The sequence below is a fragment of the Bosea sp. Tri-49 genome, from assembly GCF_003952665.1.
Lineage (GTDB): Bacteria > Pseudomonadota > Alphaproteobacteria > Rhizobiales > Beijerinckiaceae > Allobosea.
Genome location: NZ_CP017946.1, coordinates 1,317,474 through 1,338,281, shown reverse-complemented (window position 1 = coordinate 1,338,281; position 20,808 = coordinate 1,317,474). Strand labels below are relative to the sequence as shown.

Annotated in this window: 16 protein-coding genes and 1 tRNA gene; 6 read left to right on the top strand and 11 right to left on the bottom strand. The window is 65.4% G+C overall.

Going from position 1 to position 20,808, the window contains the following annotated elements; translation table 11 throughout:
• The first annotated feature begins 5 nt into the window (after positions 1 to 5).
• Together hfq and hflX are read left to right on the top strand one after the other, a co-directional pair.
• On the top strand, positions 6 to 254 hold the full coding sequence (gene hfq, locus BLM15_RS06505) for an RNA chaperone Hfq (RefSeq protein WP_069880868.1): 249 nt from the start codon (positions 6 to 8) through the stop codon (positions 252 to 254).
• A gap of 21 nt (positions 255 to 275) precedes the next feature.
• Entirely contained in the window at positions 276 to 1,655 is a 1,380-nt protein-coding gene (gene hflX, locus BLM15_RS06500) for a GTPase HflX (RefSeq protein WP_126111472.1), read from the top strand.
• A gap of 51 nt (positions 1,656 to 1,706) precedes the next feature.
• Here hflX and BLM15_RS06495 read toward each other — a convergent pair whose 3' ends face one another.
• From BLM15_RS06495 to BLM15_RS06450, 10 genes are all read right to left on the bottom strand, one after another.
• Entirely contained in the window at positions 1,707 to 3,329 is a 1,623-nt protein-coding gene (locus tag BLM15_RS06495; RefSeq protein ID WP_206438653.1) for a phytoene desaturase family protein, read from the bottom strand.
• A gap of 55 nt (positions 3,330 to 3,384) precedes the next feature.
• Positions 3,385 to 3,714, bottom strand: a complete 330-nt coding sequence (gene hspQ / locus BLM15_RS06490) for a heat shock protein HspQ (RefSeq protein ID WP_126111468.1) — start codon at positions 3,712 to 3,714, stop codon at positions 3,385 to 3,387.
• 116 nt (positions 3,715 to 3,830) lie between these two features.
• Complete coding sequence (locus BLM15_RS06485; RefSeq protein ID WP_126111466.1) at positions 3,831 to 4,880, bottom strand: HpcH/HpaI aldolase/citrate lyase family protein; 1,050 nt, start codon at positions 4,878 to 4,880, stop codon at positions 3,831 to 3,833.
• A gap of 125 nt (positions 4,881 to 5,005) precedes the next feature.
• On the bottom strand, positions 5,006 to 6,121 hold the full coding sequence (locus BLM15_RS06480; protein ID WP_126111464.1) for a DUF2865 domain-containing protein: 1,116 nt from the start codon (positions 6,119 to 6,121) through the stop codon (positions 5,006 to 5,008).
• 179 nt (positions 6,122 to 6,300) lie between these two features.
• A complete protein-coding gene (locus tag BLM15_RS06475) occupies positions 6,301 to 9,447 on the bottom strand; it encodes an efflux RND transporter permease subunit (protein WP_126111462.1) in 3,147 nt (1,048 codons plus the stop codon).
• A complete protein-coding gene (locus BLM15_RS06470; protein ID WP_164547415.1) occupies positions 9,447 to 10,622 on the bottom strand; it encodes an efflux RND transporter periplasmic adaptor subunit in 1,176 nt (391 codons plus the stop codon). Before BLM15_RS06470 ends, BLM15_RS06475 begins: the two co-directional genes overlap by 1 nt.
• A gap of 305 nt (positions 10,623 to 10,927) precedes the next feature.
• Complete coding sequence (locus tag BLM15_RS06465; RefSeq protein ID WP_164547414.1) at positions 10,928 to 11,338, bottom strand: MAPEG family protein; 411 nt, start codon at positions 11,336 to 11,338, stop codon at positions 10,928 to 10,930.
• A gap of 99 nt (positions 11,339 to 11,437) precedes the next feature.
• Positions 11,438 to 12,931: an IMP dehydrogenase gene (gene guaB / locus BLM15_RS06460; protein ID WP_126111456.1), complete on the bottom strand. Its 1,494-nt coding sequence runs from the start codon at positions 12,929 to 12,931 to the stop codon at positions 11,438 to 11,440.
• Between the two features lie 178 nt (positions 12,932 to 13,109).
• On the bottom strand, positions 13,110 to 13,448 hold the full coding sequence (locus BLM15_RS06455) for a hypothetical protein (RefSeq protein WP_126111454.1): 339 nt from the start codon (positions 13,446 to 13,448) through the stop codon (positions 13,110 to 13,112).
• A 278-nt stretch (positions 13,449 to 13,726) separates the two neighbouring features.
• The gene (locus tag BLM15_RS06450) at positions 13,727 to 14,068 is read right to left on the bottom strand and encodes a hypothetical protein (protein WP_126111452.1); all 342 of its coding nucleotides are present in this window, start codon (positions 14,066 to 14,068) and stop codon (positions 13,727 to 13,729) included.
• 293 nt (positions 14,069 to 14,361) lie between these two features.
• On the opposite strand from BLM15_RS06450, the gene BLM15_RS06445 reads away from it, so the two are divergent.
• From BLM15_RS06445 to BLM15_RS06435, 3 genes are all read left to right on the top strand, one after another.
• Positions 14,362 to 15,801, top strand: coding sequence for an MFS transporter (locus BLM15_RS06445; protein WP_126111450.1), 1,440 nt, complete (start codon positions 14,362 to 14,364; stop codon positions 15,799 to 15,801).
• Positions 15,802 to 15,847: 46 nt separating this feature from the next.
• On the top strand, positions 15,848 to 17,650 hold the full coding sequence (gene recJ / locus BLM15_RS06440; protein WP_126111448.1) for a single-stranded-DNA-specific exonuclease RecJ: 1,803 nt from the start codon (positions 15,848 to 15,850) through the stop codon (positions 17,648 to 17,650).
• Between the two features lie 94 nt (positions 17,651 to 17,744).
• A tRNA-Glu gene (locus BLM15_RS06435) sits at positions 17,745 to 17,819 on the top strand.
• A gap of 90 nt (positions 17,820 to 17,909) precedes the next feature.
• On the opposite strand, the gene BLM15_RS06430 is transcribed toward BLM15_RS06435, so the two are convergent.
• Positions 17,910 to 19,499: a hypothetical protein gene (locus BLM15_RS06430; protein ID WP_126111446.1), complete on the bottom strand. Its 1,590-nt coding sequence runs from the start codon at positions 19,497 to 19,499 to the stop codon at positions 17,910 to 17,912.
• Between the two features lie 329 nt (positions 19,500 to 19,828).
• Here BLM15_RS06430 and BLM15_RS06425 point away from each other — a divergent pair, with 329 nt between their 5' ends.
• Positions 19,829 to 20,800, top strand: coding sequence for an AEC family transporter (locus tag BLM15_RS06425; RefSeq protein WP_126111444.1), 972 nt, complete (start codon positions 19,829 to 19,831; stop codon positions 20,798 to 20,800).
• Positions 20,801 to 20,808 lie beyond the last annotated feature (8 nt).

The following is a 20,808-nucleotide window of genomic DNA, read 5'->3' as shown; positions in this document are numbered from 1 at the left end:
TACCCATGGCCGCAGAGCGGGCCCAAAACCTTCAGGACACGTTTCTCAATCATGTCCGCAAGCAGAAGATCCCTCTCACCATCTTTCTCGTGAACGGCGTCAAATTGCAGGGCGTCGTCACCTGGTTCGATAATTTCTGCGTGCTGCTGCGCCGGGACGGGCATTCTCAGCTCGTCTACAAGCACGCGATCTCGACCATCATGCCGGGTCACCCGGTTCAGTTGTTCGAGCCCGAGGAAACGGACAAGGCCTGAGCCGTGGGCGGCAAGGCCGGGGTGGGCGACGGAAGCTCGATCGGACTCTCGATCGACGCGGCCGAGCACGCCCTTGCGGCCGATACCCGCGCCTTCGTGGTCGGCCCCTACCTGGCGCGTCATGCCGCCGGTCGGGGTTCAGCGGCTGACGAGAACCAGCGCAGCCACGCAGCGCGGCTGGACGAGGCGTTTGGACTAGCCAGCGCCATCGATCTCCAGATCGTCGAGGCGATCCCGGTTGTGCTGGGCGCGCTGCGGCCTGCGACCTATCTCGGCAAGGGCAAGGTCGAGGAACTGGCGGAACGCGTCAAGATCGAGGAGATCGGTCTTGTCGTGATGGACTGCGCCTTGTCGCCGGTCCAGCAGCGCAATCTCGAAAAAACCTTTGGCTGCAAAGTCATCGACCGCACCGGCCTGATCCTCGAGATTTTTGGCCGGCGCGCCCGCACACGCGAGGGCGCACTGCAGGTTGAGCTCGCCCACCTCAATTACCAGAAGAGTCGCCTGGTCAGGTCCTGGACCCACCTGGAGCGCCAGCGCGGCGGCTTCGGCTTCCTTGGCGGCCCGGGTGAGACCCAGATCGAGGCCGACCGGCGCATCATCCAGGAGCGGATGAGCAAGATCGAGCGCGAGCTCGAGAGCGTGAAACGCACGCGCTCGCTGCATCGCGCCAGCCGCAAACGCGTGCCTTATCCGGTGGTTGCGCTGGTCGGCTACACCAATGCCGGCAAGTCGACCCTGTTCAACCGGCTGACCTCGGCCGAGGTCCTGGCGCAGGACATGCTCTTCGCCACGCTCGACCCGACGGCGCGGGCACTGAAATTGCCGCATGGCGCCAGGATCATGCTGTCGGATACGGTCGGCTTCATCTCCGACCTGCCGACGCAACTCGTCGCTGCCTTCCGCGCCACGCTCGAGGATGCGATCGAGGCCGATGTCTTGCTGCATGTCCGAGATGTCTCGCATGAGGATACGCAGGCTCAGGCCGCCGACGTCCAGGGCATCCTGCGCGATCTCGGTATCGATCCCGAGGATGGCAACCGCGTCATCGAGATCTGGAACAAGGCCGACCTGCTTTCGAGCGACGAGCGTGAGCGCCAGGGAGCACTCGCCACGCTCAAGCCGGGCGCCTCACGTCCAGTGCTGGTTTCGGCCCTGACAGGTGAGGGGATGGGCCCGCTGACCGATGCGATCGAGCAGCGCATCGCGCGAACCCGGCCGGTCTATCGGCTCACCCTGCCGCCGGGCGATGGCAAGTCGCTGGCCTGGCTGCACGCCAATGGCGAAATCCTCGAGCGCGAGGATGCGGAGGACGGTGCGCTGGCGCTGCTGGTCAGGCTGCCGCCCGAGCGGGAAGGGGCCTTTACCGCACGTTTCCCGCAGGCTGAGCGCAGCCCGTAGCACCGGTCTTGGACGGATAGGATTGCGCTGGTCCCTGATCGATTGCTTCGGTTACGCTCGCCGTGACCGCAGCCCGAAGCGCCGAGGCTGCAGATCAGTGAGCACGGAGCGGGCTGCATTATGGCCCGGCGCGCCGGTGACGCCCCCGCCCGGATGGGCACCGGAGCCGCAGAGATAAAGGCCCGGCACCGGCATGCGATAATCGGCGTGGCCGAGCACCGGGCGGGCACTGAAGAGCTGGTCGAGCGTCAGGCGCCCGTGGAAGATGTCGCCGCCGACCAGCCCGAAACGCTCCTCCAGATCGCTCGGCGCCAGCGCCAGCCTGCCGATGACCGAGGCGCGGAAGCCCGGAGCGTAGCGGTCCACGGTCTCGATCATTAGATCGGCCACCGTGTCGCGATGCTCGCCCCAGCTCTCGCCGTCCGGCAGACTTGGTGCGACATGCTGGCAGAACAGGCTGGCGACATGCCGGCCGGGCGGAGCGAGGCTGTCGTCGAGCGTCGACGGGATCAGCATCTCGACGATCGGCTCGCTCGACCAGCCCGACAGCCGCGCCTGCGCATGGGCGCGGTCCATATAGGCGAGCGACGGCGCGATGATGATGCCGGCGGTGAGATGGTCGCCCGGTTCCGGTAGGCACGCGAAGCGCGGCAGTTCCGACAGCGCCAGATTCATCCGGAAGGTGCCGGAGCCCGAGGCATAGCGGCGGATACGCTCGCCGAAATCGGTCGCGACGATCGCCGGGTCGACGAAACGTTCGAACAGCAGGCGCGGATGCAGGTTCGACACCACGGCGCGCGCCCGCACCACATCGCCCCGTTCCGTCACGGCGCCGACGGCACGACCCTTCTCGGTCAATACCTGCGCGACGGGCGCCTCCAGCCGGGTCTCGACGCCCTGTTCTGCGCAGGCCCGCGCCATCGCCTGCGTGATCGCTCCCATGCCACCCAGAGCATGGCCCCAGGCGCCGCGCTTGCCGTTGACCTCGCCGAAAACGTGATGCAGCAGCACATAGGCAGAGCCCGGCGTATAGGGGCTGGCATAGTTGCCCACGACGCTGTCGAAGCCGAACAGGGCCTTGACGGGATCGCTCTCGAACCAGCCGTCGAGCCAGTCGCCAGCCGATTTGGTGAAGAGGTCGAGCAGGTCGCGCCGGCCGGCCTGGTCGAGCCCGGCGACGCGCCGGCCGAGCGCAGCCGCTTCCAGCATCTGCGGCAAGGCGGCCAGCCAGCCGCCGTCACCGAGATTGGGCGGCGCCTGCAGCACGAGGTCGCGCAACATGGCGGCGATCCGTTCGAGCCGCTCGCCATAGGCCGACAGCCGCTCGGCGTCGCGAGCTGAGAACTTCGCGACCTCGGCTTCAGTCCGGCCATCTCCGGCGGCGAGATAGCGCCCGTCCGGCAAGGGCAGGAAGTTGGCCATGCGCCGCTCGACGATGCGCAGCCCGTGCCGCGCCAGCTCCATCTGCGCGATGATGCGCGGATTGAGCAGGCTGACCGTGTAGCTCGCGGTGGAATTGCGGAAGCCGGGATGGAATTCCTCGGTGACGGCCGCGCCGCCGACCACGGCACGCCGCTCCAGCACGGTGACCTTCAGCCCCGCCTTGGCGAGATAGAAGGCGCAGACGAGCCCGTTATGGCCGCCGCCGAGAATGACGATGTCGGCATGGCTGATGCTCACGAATCCGCCCCTTCGTCAGCACAAAGCCCAGTCACCAGAAGGTTGAAGCTCAGTTCAGCTCCGACTTATCGATCCGGTACTTGCCTTTGCGGTCGCGCCGAAAATACTCGCGCGCCTGCGGATGTCGGACCGGCTGGCCGGACTCGTCGATCACGAGATTTTGTTCTGAGACATAGGCGACGTACTCGGTCTCCTCGTTCTCGGCGAAGAGATGGTAGAACGGCTGGTCCTTGGAGGGTCGCAGATGCTCCGGGATCGCCAGCCACCACTCTTCCGAATTCGAGAACACCGGATCGACGTCGAAGATCACGCCCCGGAACGGGTAGACGCGATGGCGCACCACGTCGCCGATCCGAAATTTCGCCGTGCGTGATTCCATGATCCTCGTTCAGCCCAAACCCGGCCCGTCACAGCCGATGTCGCCGCACCCTGCGCTTGACCTAGGATTACGTCGCAAATGCGTCAACATCCGTGGATGTCGCGGGCACTAACTCTTCAAAGCCCATAGCGAGCCGCAAGTGCCGGATCGCGCGTCGCTACCTGCCGTGCCAGGTCGACGATGACCTTGGCCTGTTTCCAGGTCGCGTCGTCCTGCATCTTGCCGTCGATCATCACCGCGCCCGAGCCGTCAGGCATGGCCTCCAGGATGCGTTTGGCGAAGGCGACCTCGTCGGGGTCAGGGCTGAAGACGCGCTTGGCGATCTCGATCTGCGAGGGATGCAGCGTCCAGGCGCCGGCGCAGCCGAGCAGGAAGGCATTGCGGAACTGCGTCTCGCAGGCGGCGCCATCCGAGAAATCGCCGAACGGACCGTAGAAGGGCTTCAGGCCGGCCGAAGCGCAGGCATCGACCATCTTCGCCAGCGTATAATGCCAGAGATCCTGCTGGGCGATGGCGCGCGGGCCGCCATCCGGCGAGGGGTCGGCGATGACCTTGTATTCGGGATGGCCGCCGCCGACGCGGGTGGTCTTCATCGCGCGCGAGGCGGCAAGATCGGCCGGGCCCAAGCTCATGCCGTGCATGCGCGGGGAGGCGGTTGCGATCGCGTCGACATTCTTCACGCCTTCGGCCGTCTCCAAGATGGCGTGGATCAGCACCGGCTTGGGCAGGGCATGGCGCGCCTCGTATTGCGCCAGCAGCTGGTCGACATAGTGGATGTCCCAGGGGCCCTCGACCTTGGGCACCATGACGACGTCGAGCTTGCCGCCGATCTCGCCCATGATCGCGGCGATGTCGTCGAGGAACCAGGGCGAGTTCAGCGCATTGACCCGCGTCCACAGGCCGGTGGCGCCGAAATCGGTCGCCTTGGCCAGTTCGATGAAACCGTCGCGCGCCGCCTGCTTGGCCTCGACCGGGATCGCATCCTCGAGATTGCCGAGCACGATGTCGACCTGGCCTACGAGCTCTGGAACCTTGGCGCGCACCTTCTCCAGATGCGGCGGCACGAAATGGATCATCCGCTCCAGCCGCAGCGGCAGCTCGCGATAGGGCTCGGGCGCGCCGATCGCCAGAGGGCGGTAGAACTGGCGCGGCGTCTTGGTCGTCATGCTCGGCTCCATGCTGCAACGCAGCGAATGTGCCGGAAGGCCACCCGGTCGTCCATCGATCTTTCGGTGATCTTGGGTGAATTGTCCTAGGATGAAAGACCTAGGACAAAAGGCCTAGCCTTGTCTCAATTCCGCGAGAACGGCGTTTGCAGCACCACGCGTGCAGGCTGAGCCGGTGCGCCTGGATCAAATCCACCGCGCAGGCCGAGTGCGTCGCTGGCAAAGTTGTCGTCGTGCAAGCTAGCCTCGCGCACCCGCATCTGCCGGCGCAAGGTGCGAACCTGCGCCTCAGCGTGCGAGATACCGACCTTCTCGTCGATCTTGCGGCGGTCGCTGGCGGTCAGCTCGGGCGAGCCGCGAAAATCACGAAAGTCAGCGGTTGTGTAAGGCCATTTGCCGCCATTGAAGGTGCGCACCCGCCCGTCGAGCACGATGCTGTCGCCCGGTCGCAAGGTGAAATCGCGCAGTAGCGAAACACGGCGATCATTCGCAGTCGCGATCGCCGGCCGGCAAGCCGCATCGGCGCCACGCTCATAGGCATAGGCCATCGGCAGCGCGCGATAGGTTTTGCCATCGCTCGCCACGGCATCGTCGATGGTCGCAGCACCGGCCGCGACCTTGAAGACCTTGACCGGCACGCCGGGATTGGCGGCCTGGCAGAGCGCCTCATGTGCCCTGAGGTCGGACTGGCTGCGCAGATGGCCGATCGGCGCATGGAAGCCGTCGCAGAGGCGCACGCAGAGCGTTCGTGTCACATCGGCAGCGCCGGACACCGTGTCGTAACGGATCGCCGGCAGCTTCTGCTTCTGCTGTGCCTGTTTCGGTGCGGCCTGGGTCGGTGCAGCCTGGATGGGTTTGAACGGATTGAGCGCGACGGGCGGAGGGCTTAGGCGCCCTTCCGGACGCGCCTGGAAGAATGGCGCCGCCCATGTCTGCCGGGCCGGTGCATAGGCCGACACGGGAACGGAGGCGTAGGTCGCGCGTTGCGGTGCACGCTCCGTCCGGCGGGCGGCTTCCTCGCGATGGAAGGCGCGGATGCCGGCATCATCCTCGGCCTGGACCAGGGAGACGGTCAGGATCGTGCCGCCGGCGCCGAGTGCCAGCCCGAAGCCGGCCATGGCTGCGAGGCGCAGACCGCTGCTGCGGCCACGCGAAACGGAATTCACTTCTGTCGAGGAGCTGGAACCGGTCGGCGGGACAGGATCGGAACGCAGGCAATCGACATTACGGACACGAAGCACCGCGATCTCTCCATCGCTCGCTAGTTCATTGTCCGCCGCTTTATGGGCTTAGTTTACTTTTCGTTAAGACTCAACGGCCGACCGCTGACCGCCCCCGGAAAGCGAGCTTCATCGTTAATACGCGGATCGCCATGAGATGGGTTGCCGGTCCTGAGGAAGCGGCAGCCGAACGTGCAGGGTCAATCCTGCTGGCGGTGCACGGCCTGCGGGATCGCGACCGGCACTGCGCCTGGAATCGCCACTGCCTCTTCCCGCTCGCCGCGACCACGGCCGGAAAGCCAGCTGTCGACCTTGTCGAGATAGAAGTAGACGACGGGAGTGATGTAGAGCGTCAGCAATTGCGAGACGATCAGGCCGCCGACCACGGCGATGCCGAGCGGCTGGCGCAGCTCGGCGCCGGCGCCCGCGCCGAGCGCGATCGGCAGCACGCCGAAGATCGCGGCGAAGCTTGTCATCATGATCGGCCGGAAGCGCACCAGCGCCGCGTCGCGGATCGCCGTCAGCGCGTCGTCGCCCATCTTGCGGCGCTCGATCGCGAAGTCGACCATCATGATCGCGTTCTTCTTGACGATGCCGACCAGCATCAGGATGCCGATGATCGCGATCACCGACAGGTCCATGTGGAAGTACTGCAAGGCGAGCAGGGCACCGAGACCGGCCGAGGGCAGGCCGGACAGGATCGTGATCGGGTGGATGAAGCTCTCGTAGAGAATCCCGAGGATGATGTAGATCACCAGGATCGCGGCGAAGATCAGCAGGCCCTGGCCCTTCAACGCATCCTGGAAGAGCTGGGCCGAGCCGGCGAAGCTGGTGACGATCGAAGCCGGAAGGTTGATCTCGCGCTCGGCCGCGCGGATCGCGTTGACGGCGTCGCCGAGTGAGACGCCCGGCGCGGTGTTGAACGAGATCGTCACCGCCGGCTGCTGCGAGATCCGGTTGACGGCGAGCGGCCCGACGCTCGGCTTGATCGTGGCGACCGTTTCCAGCGGCACGTTCTGGCCGTTGGCGGCTTTGAGCAGCAGGCGCGACAGCACTGCCGGATCCTGCTGGTAGGCGCGCTCGGCCTCCATGATGACCTGGTAGTCGGTCGCCGGCGTGAAGATCGTCGCAATCTGGCGCGAGCCGAAGGCGTTGCCCAGCGCCTGGCGGATCTGGTCGCTGGAGATGCCGAGGCTGGCGGCACGCTCGCGGTCGATCTCGATCGAGAGCTGGGGATTGCGCAGCTGCAGGTCGATATTGGCGTCACGCAGTTGCGGCAATTGCGCCAACCGCTGCTGCATCAGCGGCGCGTAATTGAAGAGGGCGCCAAGATCCGGCCCCTGCAACGAATAGAGATACTGCGCCCGCGAGGAACGGCCGGCGTTCAGGTTGATGTTCTGGACCTGCTGGAAGACCGCGGTGATGCCGGGCACTTCGGAGACGGCGCGGCGCAGGCGGGCGATCACTACATCGGCCTTGTCGCGCTGGTCCTTCGGCTTCAGGGCGATGAACATGAAGCCGTTATTGGTGGCGTTGAAACCGCCGATGTTCGAGGTCAGGTAGTCGATCGCCGGATCGGCCTTGACGATCTCGGCGACGCGCATCTGGCGCGCCGCCATGGCCTCGAAGGACGTGTCCGGCGGACCTTCGGTCGCGCCGCGCAAGAGGCCGGTGTCCTCCGTCGGGAAGAAGCCCTTGGGCACGTCGATATAGAGCTGGACCGAGACGTAGACCGTGCCGAGCGTCAGCAGCAGCATCAGGAAGCGCGCCTTCAGCACCGCGTCGAGCGTCCAGCGATAGGCGCTCAGCATGCCCTGGAAGCCGGCTTCGAACACGCGTTCGACGATGTTCGGCTTCTTGTGATGGTCATGCGCCTTGAGGAAGCGGGCGCACAGCATCGGTGTCAGCGTCAGCGAGACGAAGCCGGAGACGATGATCGCCGCCGCGATCGTGCCGGCGAATTCGGCGAAGACCTTGCCGACCACGCCGCCCATGAAAAAGACAGGGATGAAGACGGCGACCAGCGAGATGGTGATCGACAGGATAGTGAAGCCGATCTCGCGCGAGCCGTCGAGCGCCGCCTGGAACGGCTTCTTGCCCATCTCGATGTGCCGGATGATGTTCTCCAGCATGACGATCGCATCGTCGACGACGAAGCCGACCGCGAGCGTCAGCGCCAGCAGCGAGATGGTGTCGAGCGAATAGCCCAGCGCGTGCATGATCGCGAAGGTGCCGACCAGCGAAATCGGCAGCGCCAGCGTCGGGATCACCGTCGCGGCGAAACTCTTCAGGAACAGGAAGATCACCATGACGACGAGGGCGATCGCGATCATCAGCGAGACCTCGACGTCCTCGACCGCCTCGCGGATCGGGATTGAACGGTCGTTGAGCACGACGAGATCGATCGCCGCCGGCAATTGCGCGCGATAGGCGTCGAGCCGGCTCTTGATGCTGTCGACGACCTGGACGGTGTTGGCGTCCGACTGGCGATAGACCGCCAGCATGATCGAGCGCTGGCCGTTGTACCAGCTGCCGGTCTGGTCGTTCTCGACTGAGTCGAAAATCTGCGCCACGTCGCTGAGGCGGATCGGCACGCCGTTCTTCTGCGAGATGATCAGGTTGCCGTATTCGTTGGCACGTTCCATCTGGCCGGTGGCGCCCAGCACCATGCGCTGGTTGGTGCCGTTCAGCGTTCCGACCGGGGAATTCGAGTTCGCCGCGGCAATGGCGCTGCGGACATCACTGAGGGCAAGGCCGCGAGCGGAGACTGCGTCGGGGTTGACCCGCACCCTGACCGCATATTTCTGCGCGCCGAAGATGTTGACCTGGGCGACACCGGGCAACTGCGAGATCTGCTGCTGCAGGATGTTCTCGCCGAACTCATGGACCTCGTAGAGCGGCTTGGTCGCCGAGGTCAGCACCATGAACAGCACCGGCTGGTCGGCCGGATTGACCTTTCTGAAGCTGGGTGGGGCCGGGAGCTCAGGCGGCAGACGCCGGGTCGTAGCGCTGAGCGCGGCCTGCACGTCGAGTGCCGCGCCGTCGATATTGCGGTTGAGGTCGAATTGCAGCGTGATCGAGGTCGAGCCCTGCTGCGAGACAGACGACATCGAGGTGATGCCGGAGATCGAGGCGAATTCGCGCTCGAGCGGCGCGGCGATCGAGGAGGCCATCGTCTCCGGGCTGGCGCCGGGCAGGCGGGCGCTGACGTTGATGGTCGGGAAATCGACCCGGGGCAGGGCCGCGACCGGCAACTGCTTGAAGGCGAACAACCCGAAGATCAGGAACGTCGCCATCAGGAGGGTCGTCATGACCGGGCGACGGATGCAGGCCTCGGGCAGGTTCATCAGCCGGCGCTCCCTCGCTGGGAGGTCAGGTTGGGCGCCGGCGGGCTCTGGCCGCCACGGCCGCGCTCGATCGTGCGCGCGCCATCGGTCAGAAGCAGTTGCCCGTCGATCACTACGGTCTCGTCGCCGTTGAGGCCCGACGCGATGACGACGCGCTCCTCGATGTTGCGGGAGACCACGATCGGCCGAGCCCGGGCGGCGCCATTCTCGATCACGAAGACATAGGAGCCGTTCTGCCCAGTCTGGACCGCCTCGCGCGGAACCGTGACGGCATCTGGCTCGGTCCGCAGCGTCAGCCGGACCTGGCAGAGCGCACCAGGCCAGAGCGTCTCCTCGGGATTGTCGAAGCTGGCCCGAAGCTGGATCGTGCCTGTCGTTGCGTCGACGGCATTGTCCACCACCGCGATCGTGCCTTCGACGCCCTTGCCGGCACCTTGCTGGGTCGCCAGGACGGCGGCCGTCTTCGCCTGCATCGCCTCGCGGATTTCCGGCAGATAGCGCTGCGCCACGGCGAAGCTGACATAGATCGGATCGATCTGGTTGATCGTCGCCAGCATAGCCGAGCTGTCACCGCTTTTGGCGATGTTGCCTTCCTTCAGCGCGGCGACCCCGACCCGTCCCGAGACCGGAGCGCTGATCGTGTAATAGCTGAGCTGGACGCGCAGGCTATCAACAGCAGCTTCGCCGCCCCGGATCGCGGCGCGCAGCGTGCTTACTGCAGTGCGGGCGGTGTCGAGGCGCTGGTCCGTCGCGATCTCACGCCGCGAAAGCTCCTCGGCCCGCCGCAGGTCGGACTCGGCCGCGATGAGAGAGGCCTTGTCGCGTGCGACATTGGCCTCGGCCTGGCGCAGCTGCGCCTCGAGCTGGCGCGAGTCCAGCCGGAATAGCACATCGCCTTTGTTCACCATGGCGCCGTCGCGGAACTCGACCGCCATGATCTGGCTGTCGACGCGCGAGCGGATATTGACAGTGGAGATCGCCTGCACCGTGCCGATCGCATCGATCCGGACCGGCATCGGGCGGCGCTCGACCTTGGCGGTGACGATGGTCACCGGCGGCCGGTTGGCCTGGCCGGAGCGACTACCGCCGGCTGCGGGGGCGGTTGCAGTTGCTGCCGGCTGCGCCGGCGCCGAGATCACCTTACCGTAAGGAATCTGGTCGAGAGGCCATGGCACAGGGCGCCCGGTCACATGAAGAAACGCGCCCGCGGCGAGAACGCCCGCGGCCGAGAACAGAGCCACACGCCCGAAAGTCAGCACTGCCATAGAAAGCCTTGCGCCACGGGGAGCACCACGCCGACCCTGTCGGACGGCCGCTCCCCAAACCATCCTCACCGCAAGTATTTAGCATGAAGAGGGCGCAGTTGGGACGCAAGTGTCGATTACGGTTTATCGGTCGCTGTAGCGAGGATGTGACAGAGCAGACGAATCGGCAGTGAGAACTCGCCGGTGCACGTCTTGCGTGCGCAAAGAAAAGGCGCTCAGACGACGGCAATCACGATGCCGAGCCACATGAAAAACAAGCATGCGACGCCAATTGCGAAGACGATCGCGCGTCGTTGCAGCCTGTTCGAGCCAGTGTGGATCAGTGTATGCACAATCCGGGTCGCGACATAAGCCCAGGCTAGCGCCGCCATAACATAGCCAGTCGCGCAGACATGCATCGCGATCAGGATCAGCGCGAAGAACAGGAGCGGAGTTTCGAACTGATTACTGAAATTGGCCGCTGCGAGCCGCGCCGGCTCCGGATAGCGTTCGGTCGAGACCGCAATGTCCGCCAGCCGAACCTCGCGATTGGCGAAGGCCTTCTGGCGGCGCAGGAACATGATGACGAGGACAACAAAGCTCCAGAGGATCTGGGCCAGCGCCGGATAGACCAGCTTGAGCGTCATGTCGGCCTCGTCCTGATGCATCGGACCGAAAAGTGGTCCTGGTTTTCGGGCTGATCCGATGCGCGATGAAAAGATGGATCGCCTTATGGCGATCCAGCGTTAGGAGCGCGTCGGGTAGTTCGGGCTCTCGCGCACGATGGTCACGTCGTGGACGTGGCTCTCGCGCAGGCCGGCGCTGGTGATACGGATGAATCGCGCCTTGCTGCGGTAGTCCTCGAGATTGCGGCCGCCGACATAACCCATCGCGGCGCGCAGGCCGCCGGCGAGCTGGTGCAGAACGCTGGAGACTGGCCCCTTATAGGCGACCTGGCCCTCGATGCCCTCTGGCACCAGCTTCAGCGCATCCTTGATGTCCTGCTGGAAGTAGCGGTCCGCCGAGCCGCGCGCCATCGCGCCGACCGAGCCCATGCCGCGATAGGCCTTGTAGGAGCGGCCCTGATAGAGGAAGGCCTCACCAGGCGTCTCGTCAGTGCCCGCAAGCAGTGAGCCGACCATGGCGCAGGAGGCGCCGGCGGCGAGTGCCTTGGCGAGATCGCCCGAATACTTGATGCCGCCATCGGCGATCACCGGGATACCCGCCTTCTGTGCGGCAGAGGCTGCATCCATGATCGCGGTTAGCTGAGGTACGCCGACGCCGGCGACGATCCGTGTCGTGCAGATCGAGCCCGGGCCGATACCAACCTTGACCGCGTCGGCGCCGGCATCGATCAGGGCCTGCGCACCGCCGGCAGTCGCGACATTGCCGGCGATGATCTGGACGGTATTGGAAAGCTTCTTCACCCGCGTCACCGCCTCCAGCACCTTGGCGGAGTGGCCGTGGGCGGTATCGACGACGATGATGTCGACACCAGCATCGATCAGAAGCTCCGAACGCTCGAAGCCCTGATCGCCGGTCGTGGTGGCGGCCGCGACCAGCAGTCTTCCCTGCGAGTCCTTGGCGGCGTGCGGGTGGGTGACCTGCTTTTCCATGTCCTTGACGGTGATCAGGCCGATGCAGCGATAATGGTCGTCGACCACCAGAAGCTTCTCGATCCGGAACTGGTGCAGCAGGCGCCGCGCCTCGTCCTGGCCGACGCCCTCGCGCACCGTGATCAGCCGGTCCTTGGTCATCAGCTCCGAGACGGGCTGCTCGGGATTGGCGGCGAAACGCACGTCGCGATTGGTCAGGATGCCGACGAGCTTGCCGTTGTGCCCCTGCGGACCGCGCTCGACCACCGGAATGCCGGAAATCCCATTGTTCTTCATCAGGGCCAGCGCATCGGCCAGCGTCTCGTCCGGGTGGATGATGATCGGGTTAGCGATCATCCCCGACTCGAACTTCTTGACGAGGCGGACCTGCGCCGCCTGCTGGTCGGGGTCGAGGTTGCGATGCACGACGCCGAGGCCGCCGGCCTGCGCCATGGCGATCGCCATCTTGGCTTCGGTGACCGTGTCCATTGCCGAGGCAATGATCGGCAGGTTCAGCGAGATGGTCTTGGTCAGCTTGGTCGAGATGTCGACATCGCTCGGCATCACCTCGGACGGGCCGGGCTCGAGCAGCACATCGTCGAAGGTCAAACCGTCGCGAATGAGACCGTCAGTGATCGTCGCCATCGTCAACTCCGGGGCCGGTGCGGCCGGCACTGAAAAGGGGCAGGGCGGATATGCCCTAAGCCGAGTTGACGAGGCCCGATATCACGCGTGAGACGCGCCCGCTAGGGGCAGCGCAACAAAAACTGCCTTGGCGGTCGCGGCGCGGAGCCGCGGCCGCCAAGGCTGCGATGAGAGTGCCTTACTGCTGCCGCGCCGGCCGGGTCTTGCCGGCCTGCTGCGCGACCGGAGCCGGGCCCTGCGGCTCGACGCCGAAGCAGCCCATACCCATCATCATGCTGCCCCGGGCGTTTGCCATCTGCTGGCATTCCTTCTGGCGAGCGCAGTTCATCGTCCGCAGAATATCACCCGAACCTGGCGTGACGACGCGCATCGCGCAGCCTTCCTCCCAGTTCGTCGACTGGGCTGCTGCAGGGCCGTTACCGAGACCGAGCGTGACGAAGCCAGTGGCGATTGCGAAGGCTGCCGCGGCAAGCGGTGCTCGCAAGGCGTGCCGGGCTATTCTGGTTTCATTGATCATGGAAGACCTCTGGCGGCGGCAGCCGCGGCTAATTGAAGGACATCGCCCCTTCAACCGCGCAGATAGTCACCAGCTCCAGAAATTGACATGCTTGCAGCGCATGAGTGATCGAAGTTCACTTCTTCGTGTCGACTTGGGCGCATAAATGTTTGCCGACTTGAAATCGCGGCCGGTCTTCGATCCGGCGACTTGCCAACGTGGCCGGGCCGTCGCATCGGGGCGATCCAGGCAGAGCGATTGAAGTATTCGCAAGCTCTGCCTGGATTCGCGTGCCGCGGCTAGCGCCTGGTGTAAGCCGAACGCCCCTGGGGCCGCTGCTCCGCGGAGAATGACGGCGCGACCATGATGCAGCCATTGCCTGTATAGGCACTGCCCTGTGCATTGGCCATCTGCTGACAATAGTTCTGATCGAGGCAGACGCGCTCACGCATCATCTCGTTATACGCCTGCGGCGCCATCGGAAACGTGCAGACCCCTTTCCAGTTCGTATCGAGCGCAGCGGCCGGCGTCGACATCAAGCCCGCCACCGCCCAGCCGGCTCCGAGAGCAAGCATCAATCCAGCCAGCCGTGCTCTTTGAACACGGCGCGATTTCTGGAAAACATCCACCATACTGATCATGGGACACCTCCTGCCTGCGGACTAACCGCGTCGGCATGTACGGAATCACCGCCCCTGCAACTTATAGATGGGGATCGTTTGGCCAGAATGATCTGCCAGCGACGCATGACAGGGGCGCCACACCTGCTTGTGATGTCCCTACGGCAAGAGAGCGTCGCTGCATCGCCTGGCCGGATCAGGTCTCTCGCCATGCGCCGGGCGCAACCCATATCACCATGCTCGGATCCGCTCTCGCCAGCTGGGTACACGCGCAGTAAAGGGCAACAGGCGGCCAAATCCGAAAGTCCGAATCCTTGCAGCGCGCCAAGCTTCTGCCTCTGATCGTCGCTTGCGCGCTGTTCATGGAGAACACCGATTCGACGGTGATCGCGACCTCGCTGCCGGTGATTGCCCAGTCGCTCGGCGAGGATCCGATCGCGCTGAAGCTGGCGCTGACCTCCTATCTCGTCAGCCTCGCCGTCTTCATCCCGATTTCCGGCTGGATGGCCGACAAGTTCGGCGCCCGCACCATCTTCCGTACCGCGCTCTGCATCTTCATGCTCGGCTCGGTGCTCTGCGCCTTCTCGAACTCGCTCGGGGCCTTCGTCGGGGCGCGCTTCATTCAGGGCATGGGCGGAGCGATGATGGTGCCGGTCGGGCGGCTCGTCATCCTGCGCAGTGTCGAGAAGTCGCAGATCGTCAGCGCGCTGGCCTATCTGACGGTACCGGCGCTGGTCGGGCCGGTGGTCGGGCCGGTGGTCGGCGGCTTCATCACCACCTATTTCGACTGGCGCTGGATTTTCTTCATCAACCTGCCGATCGGCCTGCTCGGCATCGCGCTGGCGACGATGTTCTTCGAAGACATCCGGGAAGAAGACGTCGCACCGCTCGACATCACCGGCTTCCTGCTCTCATCGACCGGCTTCGCCGCCTTGATGCTCGGCCTCGCCACCGGTGGTCGCCATCTCGTGCCGGCCGTGATTTCCTATGGTTGCGTCGCCTTCGGCATCGCGGCGCTCATCCTTTACTGGTTTCACGCGCGCCGGCTGGCCTATCCGGTGCTCAACCTCGCGCTGCTGCGCATTCCCACCTACCGGATCGGCGTCATCGGCGGCTCGGTCTTCCGCGTCGGCATCGGCGCCATCCCCTTCCTCCTGCCGCTGATGCTGCAGCTCGGCTTCGGGCTCGATGCGCTCCAATCCGGCCTGATCACCTTCGCGTCGGCCGCCGGCGCGCTGATCATGAAGACGCTGGCCAAGACCATCCTCGCCCGGTTCGGTTTCCGAGGCGTGCTGACCTTCAATGCGCTGATCGGCTCGGCTTTCCTGGCGGCATCCGGGCTGTTCACACCGACGACGCCGCACTGGCTGATGCTCGGCGTCCTGCTCATCGGCGGCTGCTTTCGCTCCCTGCAGTTCACTGGCATCAACGCGCTGAGCTATGCCGATGTCTCGAACCGCGACATGTCGAGCGCGACCAGCCTCTCGAGCGTCTCCCAGCAATTGTCGCTCAGTCTCGGCGTCACCATCGGAGCCTTCGCGCTCGAAGCCGCGAACCTCTTCAATGGCGGCAAGACGCTCGGCGCCGGTGATTTCTGGCCAGCCTTCGTCCTCGTCGGTCTGATTTCGGCCTCGTCGGTATTCTGGATGATGCAGCTGAAGCCCGATGCTGGCGCCGAGGTCTCTGGCCACGCGCCGGTGAGTGCCCGCAAGGTCACCGCGCAGGCGATCGAGGACCAGAAGCCGCTCGAGTGATGTGTCGCCGATTGACGAAGCCGCGCGACTGCGCCAGCGGTGGCACATGATCTCCGGCCAGAATCGCCTGTTCCTCGGCGTCGGGCATTCGGCGCTCGGACGCCCCTGGCGCGACCGGCTCGATACCGCTGGCCTCGCGCAGGCCGAAGCGCTGGCGCAGGTCGAGGGCATACCCGACACGCTGGCGCGCATCATGGCCGGTCGCGGCGTCGCCGCCAATGAGGCGCAGCTTTATCTCGAGCCAAAGCTGCGCGACCTCCTACCGGACCCTTCCGTATTACGTGACATGGACCGCGCCGCTGCGCGGTTGGCACAAGCGGCGATATCAGGCGAGAAGGTCGCGATCTTCGGCGATTACGATGTCGACGGCGCCTGCTCGGCGGCGCTGCTCGCCGGCTTCCTCGCCGAGGCGGGCGCGAAGCCGCGCATCCATATCCCCGACCGCCTGATCGAGGGCTATGGCCCCAATGCCGAGGCGATCGCCATGCTCGCCGGCGAGGGGGCGACCCTGCTCGTCACCGTCGACTGCGGCACGACCAGCCATGAGCCGCTGCAGCAGGCGGTGCGGCTGGGGCTCGACATCGTGGTGCTCGACCATCACCAGGCGCCGGAATTGCTCCCGAGCGTCGAGGCACTGGTCAATCCGAACCGGCAGGACGATCTTGCCGGCCTCGGCCATCTCTGTGCCGCCGGCGTCGTCTTCCTCACGTTGGTGGCGACGAATCGCGAATTGCGCCGCCGCGGTGCCTGGCGGGCAAAGGGAAACGAGCCTGACCTGCTCGCGGCGCTCGACCTCGTCGCACTCGCAACCGTCGCCGATGTCGTGCCGCTCATCGGCCTCAACCGCGCCTTCGTACGTCAGGGCATCGCCATGATGCGAACGCGCCAGCGGCTCGGTTTAGCGGCGCTGCTCGATATCGCCGGGCTCGACGGCCCCGTACAGCCTTGGCATCTCGGCTTCCTGCTCGGACCACGAATCAATGCCGGCGGGCGCATCGGCGATGCGGCTCTCGGGGCCCGGCTGCTCCTGACCCGCGACGAGGTCGAGGCGCGCACCATCGCCGCCGAGCTCAACCGACTCAACCAGGAACGCCAGGAGATCGAGCGGGCTGCGGTCGAGGAGGCAGTCGCCGAAGTCGAGCATCGCTTCGAGGATGCCGCCTCGCACCCCGTGCTGCTCGTTAGTTCGGCCGATTGGCATCCGGGCATCGTCGGATTGATCGCCGGGCGCTTGAAGGAGCGCTTCCGCCGCCCGGCCTTTGCGTTGGCGCGCAATGGCGATGGCGGCGCGACCGGCTCGGGCCGCTCGATCGCCGGCGTCGATCTCGGCTCGGCGGTGCGGCAGGCGGTCGAGGCGGGCCTTGCGGTCAAGGGCGGCGGCCATGCCATGGCGGCCGGTGTGACATTGGCGCCGGGGCAGGAGGGCGCCTTTGCGAATTTCGTCAGCGAGCGGCTGGCCAGCGGCGTCGCCAGCTCGCGCGAGGCCGAGGCGCTGCTGATCGACGCGGCGATCAGCGCCGGCGGGGCCAATCCCCGCCTCCTCGCCGAGATCGATCAGGCCGGGCCGTTCGGCGCCGGCTGCCCCGAACCGGTCTTCGTGCTGCCGGCGCATCGCCTGACCGAAGTCATCGAAGTCGGCGCGGGCGGGCATCTGCGCATCAAGCTGCGCTCGGGCGACGGCGCCACCATCGGCGGCATCGCTTTCCGCGCGGCGCGAGAGCCCCTCGGCCAGGCGTTGCTGGCGGCCCGTGGCGAAAGCGTGCATCTCGCCGGCACATTGACGCTGAATCGCTGGGGCGGCAGCGAGCGGGCGGAGCTGCGCGTGGTCGATCTCGCCCGGCCTGCCTGAGCAGTTGCGAAAAACCCTGACAGCGGGCTTGCCCAAGCTTCGCCGGGACACTATAGCTCGCCCCGCCTTGCAAGAGCGCTTCGCGCTCCGGCCTGCGGTCTTCGTCTATCGGTTAGGACACCAGCCTTTCACGCTGGGGAGACGGGTTCGACTCCCGTAGACCGCGCCATCCTCATTCGGCACTGCAGACATCAGGACTGAGAACGTTAGCGTTCGTGAACGCGCGGCCGCTGTCGATTCGCGCTTCTGCCAGTCGGTCCTACTTGCGCAGATACATGTCCCAGCAGGGCGAGAGAGCCACGAGCTGGCGGCCTTCGAGAGCTTGCGCGTATTGCTTCCAGATCGCAGCCCGCTTCACCTCGACCGGGCATTTCGGCCGCATGATCGCGTCGATGTCGCGCAGGGCTTCCAGCATTTCGGCCGTGACCCGGGGATTGGTACGTTCGGTGTCGATGCCGAGCGCGACGTGAAGCGGCGCGGCTCGGCCGAGCAGGTGGTTGAAGGGGCTGACGAAGTCGAGCGCGAAGAAGCCGTTCAGCTGGCGACCATTGGCCGCCTCCCAGCGCCTGATCGCATCGATCCCCTGCTGCACTTCGAGCAGCCAGGTCGCTTGATGGTCGATTTCCGAGAACAGCGTAGCGGATGGAAGCAGGCCGCGACGGACAAGGTCTTCATAGGCATCATTGTATTTCGGGTAGTGGTCGACCTGCGCGATTGCGCGTTCGGCCAGCTCTGGCTTGAGGCTGACCCGGCCGAGCGGCCCCACATCCGGCACATCCAGCGCCTGATAGCGCGGCGCAGCAATCACCGCCCGCGCGCCTCTCTCGAGAAAGTTCACGGCACTCGGCAGCGACACGGCCATGACGAGCACCAGAACATAAGGACGCAGCCCATCGCCTGACCGGGGGTAATATTCCCTGAGGATCAGGATCAGCACCGGCCAGAGTCCGATGAATTCGAGCGATCCGCTGTTCTGAGTCTCGCCGAGGATCAGGGCAAAGAGGCTCGCAGTCAGCCAGCCGAGCGGCGAGGCCAGCAAGCTTGCGAGCGAAGGCTTGTCGCGCCATGCGGCAAACGCGAGCGCGCCGACCAGAATCAGGCAGGGCGCGATCACGTTGAACTTGATCGAGGCCAGGGTCAGGAAGCGTCTCAGGAGTGAGGCGGAGTTGAGCATCGCCAAGATCAGGACGTCTTCGACATAGGCGTAGATGACGCCCGTCGAGAGTTCGAGCGCGACCAGGCAGGCTATGACCGCGCCGGCGGCGATCGCGGCATCACGGAAGCGCAGACGACCGGCCAGAACCGCATAACCGACGAGAACGGCACCCGAAACGGGGCCCGTGACCTTGACGAGAAACAGCGCCGTCATGAGCACCGCAACGAGTGAGGTCAGCAGAATCCGATTCTCGACGAAGAGAAGCGCTGCCAGCAGAAGATAGAGCAGCAAGGCGACGTGGCGGTTATAGTAGCCAAAGCCATCGAAGCCTGGCGATGGGTAGAGGCTGTGAAGGTTGATCGGTAGCGAGGTCAGGAACAGCAGCGGGATCAGGATCGCCAGGGCCAGGCGACGCGACCGCGGGACGATATCTCGAACAATCAACGCAGCAATCGGCAGCAAGACAGGCACGATCGCCCAGTTGGCGAGCAAGGCCGGCTGGGCCTGCGGGAAAAGCGCCTTGATGCCGGCGGTGAGATAGAAGCCGAGCGGACCGATCGAAGTGAAGAAATCGATGTTGGGAATCTGCCCCTGCCAGATGCGCTGGGCGGCATCGAGGTAGATGTCGGTATCCCAGTAGTTCGGCCCGAGCGGCAGCCTTATCGGCAGCGCAAGCCCCAGGACCACTGCCATCAGGAACGATACGATCCAGAACGTCGGGGACACGATAAAGAATCGCCAGAGCGCCCCGGATGCCGGATTGCCTGCCGTCGCCTGAGTGCTGGTCATCTTCGCCTGTTCCATCGGCCGTTGGCGGAACATGGCAGAAATATGTTACCTGATTGCTTCCACGTTTCGATATCTTGCAATTTCAAGTTGCATCGCGAGCCGCTCGGCCAATCCACCGCTCGGGACAGTGTCCGGCAGACTGAGCAGGTGGTGCACCTGACTGGGTTCTCAGGCGCCGGCACCCATCCTATAAGGCGGCGCCGCCGTCATCGTCGGCCGCTCGAGAACGCCGCATGGCCGACATCGCCAGCCTGTTCAACCTGGTCGCGCCCTTCTTCGGGCTGATCCTGCTCGGCTTCCTCGTCGGCCGCTACAAGCGCCTGCCGGGGGAAGGGCTGGCCTGGATGCAGTTCTTCCTGATCTATGTCGCGCTGCCTTGCCTGTTCTATCGATTGATCGCCGACAAGCCGTTGAGTGAATTGACGAATTGGGGGTTCGTCGCGGTGACGACGCTTGCGACCTTCTGCGCCTTCGTGCTCTCCTTCGCGCTCGGCTGGCGCCATAACCATGGCGCCATGCCGCAGGCGGTGATGCAGGGCGTCGCCGGCTCCTATTCGAACATCGGCTACATGGGCCCGCCCTTGATCTTGGCGGCGCTCGGTCCGGCCGCCAGCGCGCCGGTGGTGTTGATCTTCGTCTTCGACAATCTCCTGCTGTTCTCGCTGATTCCGTTCCTGATGGCGCTGGCCGGCGTGGAGAAGCGCAGCTTCGCCGCAACGGCCCGCGAAGTGGCCTGGCGGGTCGTCAGCCATCCCTTCAACATCGCGACCATCGTCGGCGTGCTTGCGGCCTTCCTGAAGCTCGAATTGCCGACCGCGCTCGACAAGATGACGCTCTGGCTCTCGCAGGCTGCTGCGCCCTGCGCGCTCTTCCTGCTCGGGGTCACGGTGGCTTTGCAGCCGATGCGGCGGATGCCAGGCGAATTGCCGGCGCTCGTCGCGATCAAGCTCCTGCTGCATCCATTGCTGGTCTGGCTGCTGCTATCGGCGCTCGGCAACTTCTCGGCGCCCTGGATCTATGCCGCGGTGATCATGGCGGCGCTGCCGCCGGCGCTGAACATCTTCGTGATCTCGACGCAGTATCGCGTCGGCATCGAGCGCGCCTCGGCCTGCATCCTCGTCGGCACCATCGTCTCGACGGTGACGCTGACGGGCTTCCTGTGGCTGGTGAAGACGGGCAGGATGCCGGCCGACCTCTTTCCCTGACGGCCCGC

Coding starts and splice junctions, on each gene's coding strand:
- hfq (WP_069880868.1), top strand. CDS start 6: ATGGCCGCAGAGCGGGCCCAAAACCTTCAGGACACGTTTCTCAATCAT.
- hspQ (WP_126111468.1), bottom strand. CDS start 3,714: ATGGAATCACGCACGGCGAAATTTCGGATCGGCGACGTGGTGCGCCAT.
- BLM15_RS06485 (WP_126111466.1), bottom strand. CDS start 4,880: ATGACGACCAAGACGCCGCGCCAGTTCTACCGCCCTCTGGCGATCGGC.
- BLM15_RS06475 (WP_126111462.1), bottom strand. CDS start 9,447: ATGAACCTGCCCGAGGCCTGCATCCGTCGCCCGGTCATGACGACCCTC.
- BLM15_RS06465 (WP_164547414.1), bottom strand. CDS start 11,338: ATGACGCTCAAGCTGGTCTATCCGGCGCTGGCCCAGATCCTCTGGAGC.
- guaB (WP_126111456.1), bottom strand. CDS start 12,931: ATGGCGACGATCACTGACGGTCTCATTCGCGACGGTTTGACCTTCGAC.
- BLM15_RS06455 (WP_126111454.1), bottom strand. CDS start 13,448: ATGATCAATGAAACCAGAATAGCCCGGCACGCCTTGCGAGCACCGCTT.
- BLM15_RS06450 (WP_126111452.1), bottom strand. CDS start 14,068: ATGATCAGTATGGTGGATGTTTTCCAGAAATCGCGCCGTGTTCAAAGA.
- recJ (WP_126111448.1), top strand. CDS start 15,848: ATGATCTCCGGCCAGAATCGCCTGTTCCTCGGCGTCGGGCATTCGGCG.
- BLM15_RS06430 (WP_126111446.1), bottom strand. CDS start 19,499: ATGGCAGTGGTCCTGGGGCTTGCGCTGCCGATAAGGCTGCCGCTCGGG.
- BLM15_RS06425 (WP_126111444.1), top strand. CDS start 19,829: ATGGCCGACATCGCCAGCCTGTTCAACCTGGTCGCGCCCTTCTTCGGG.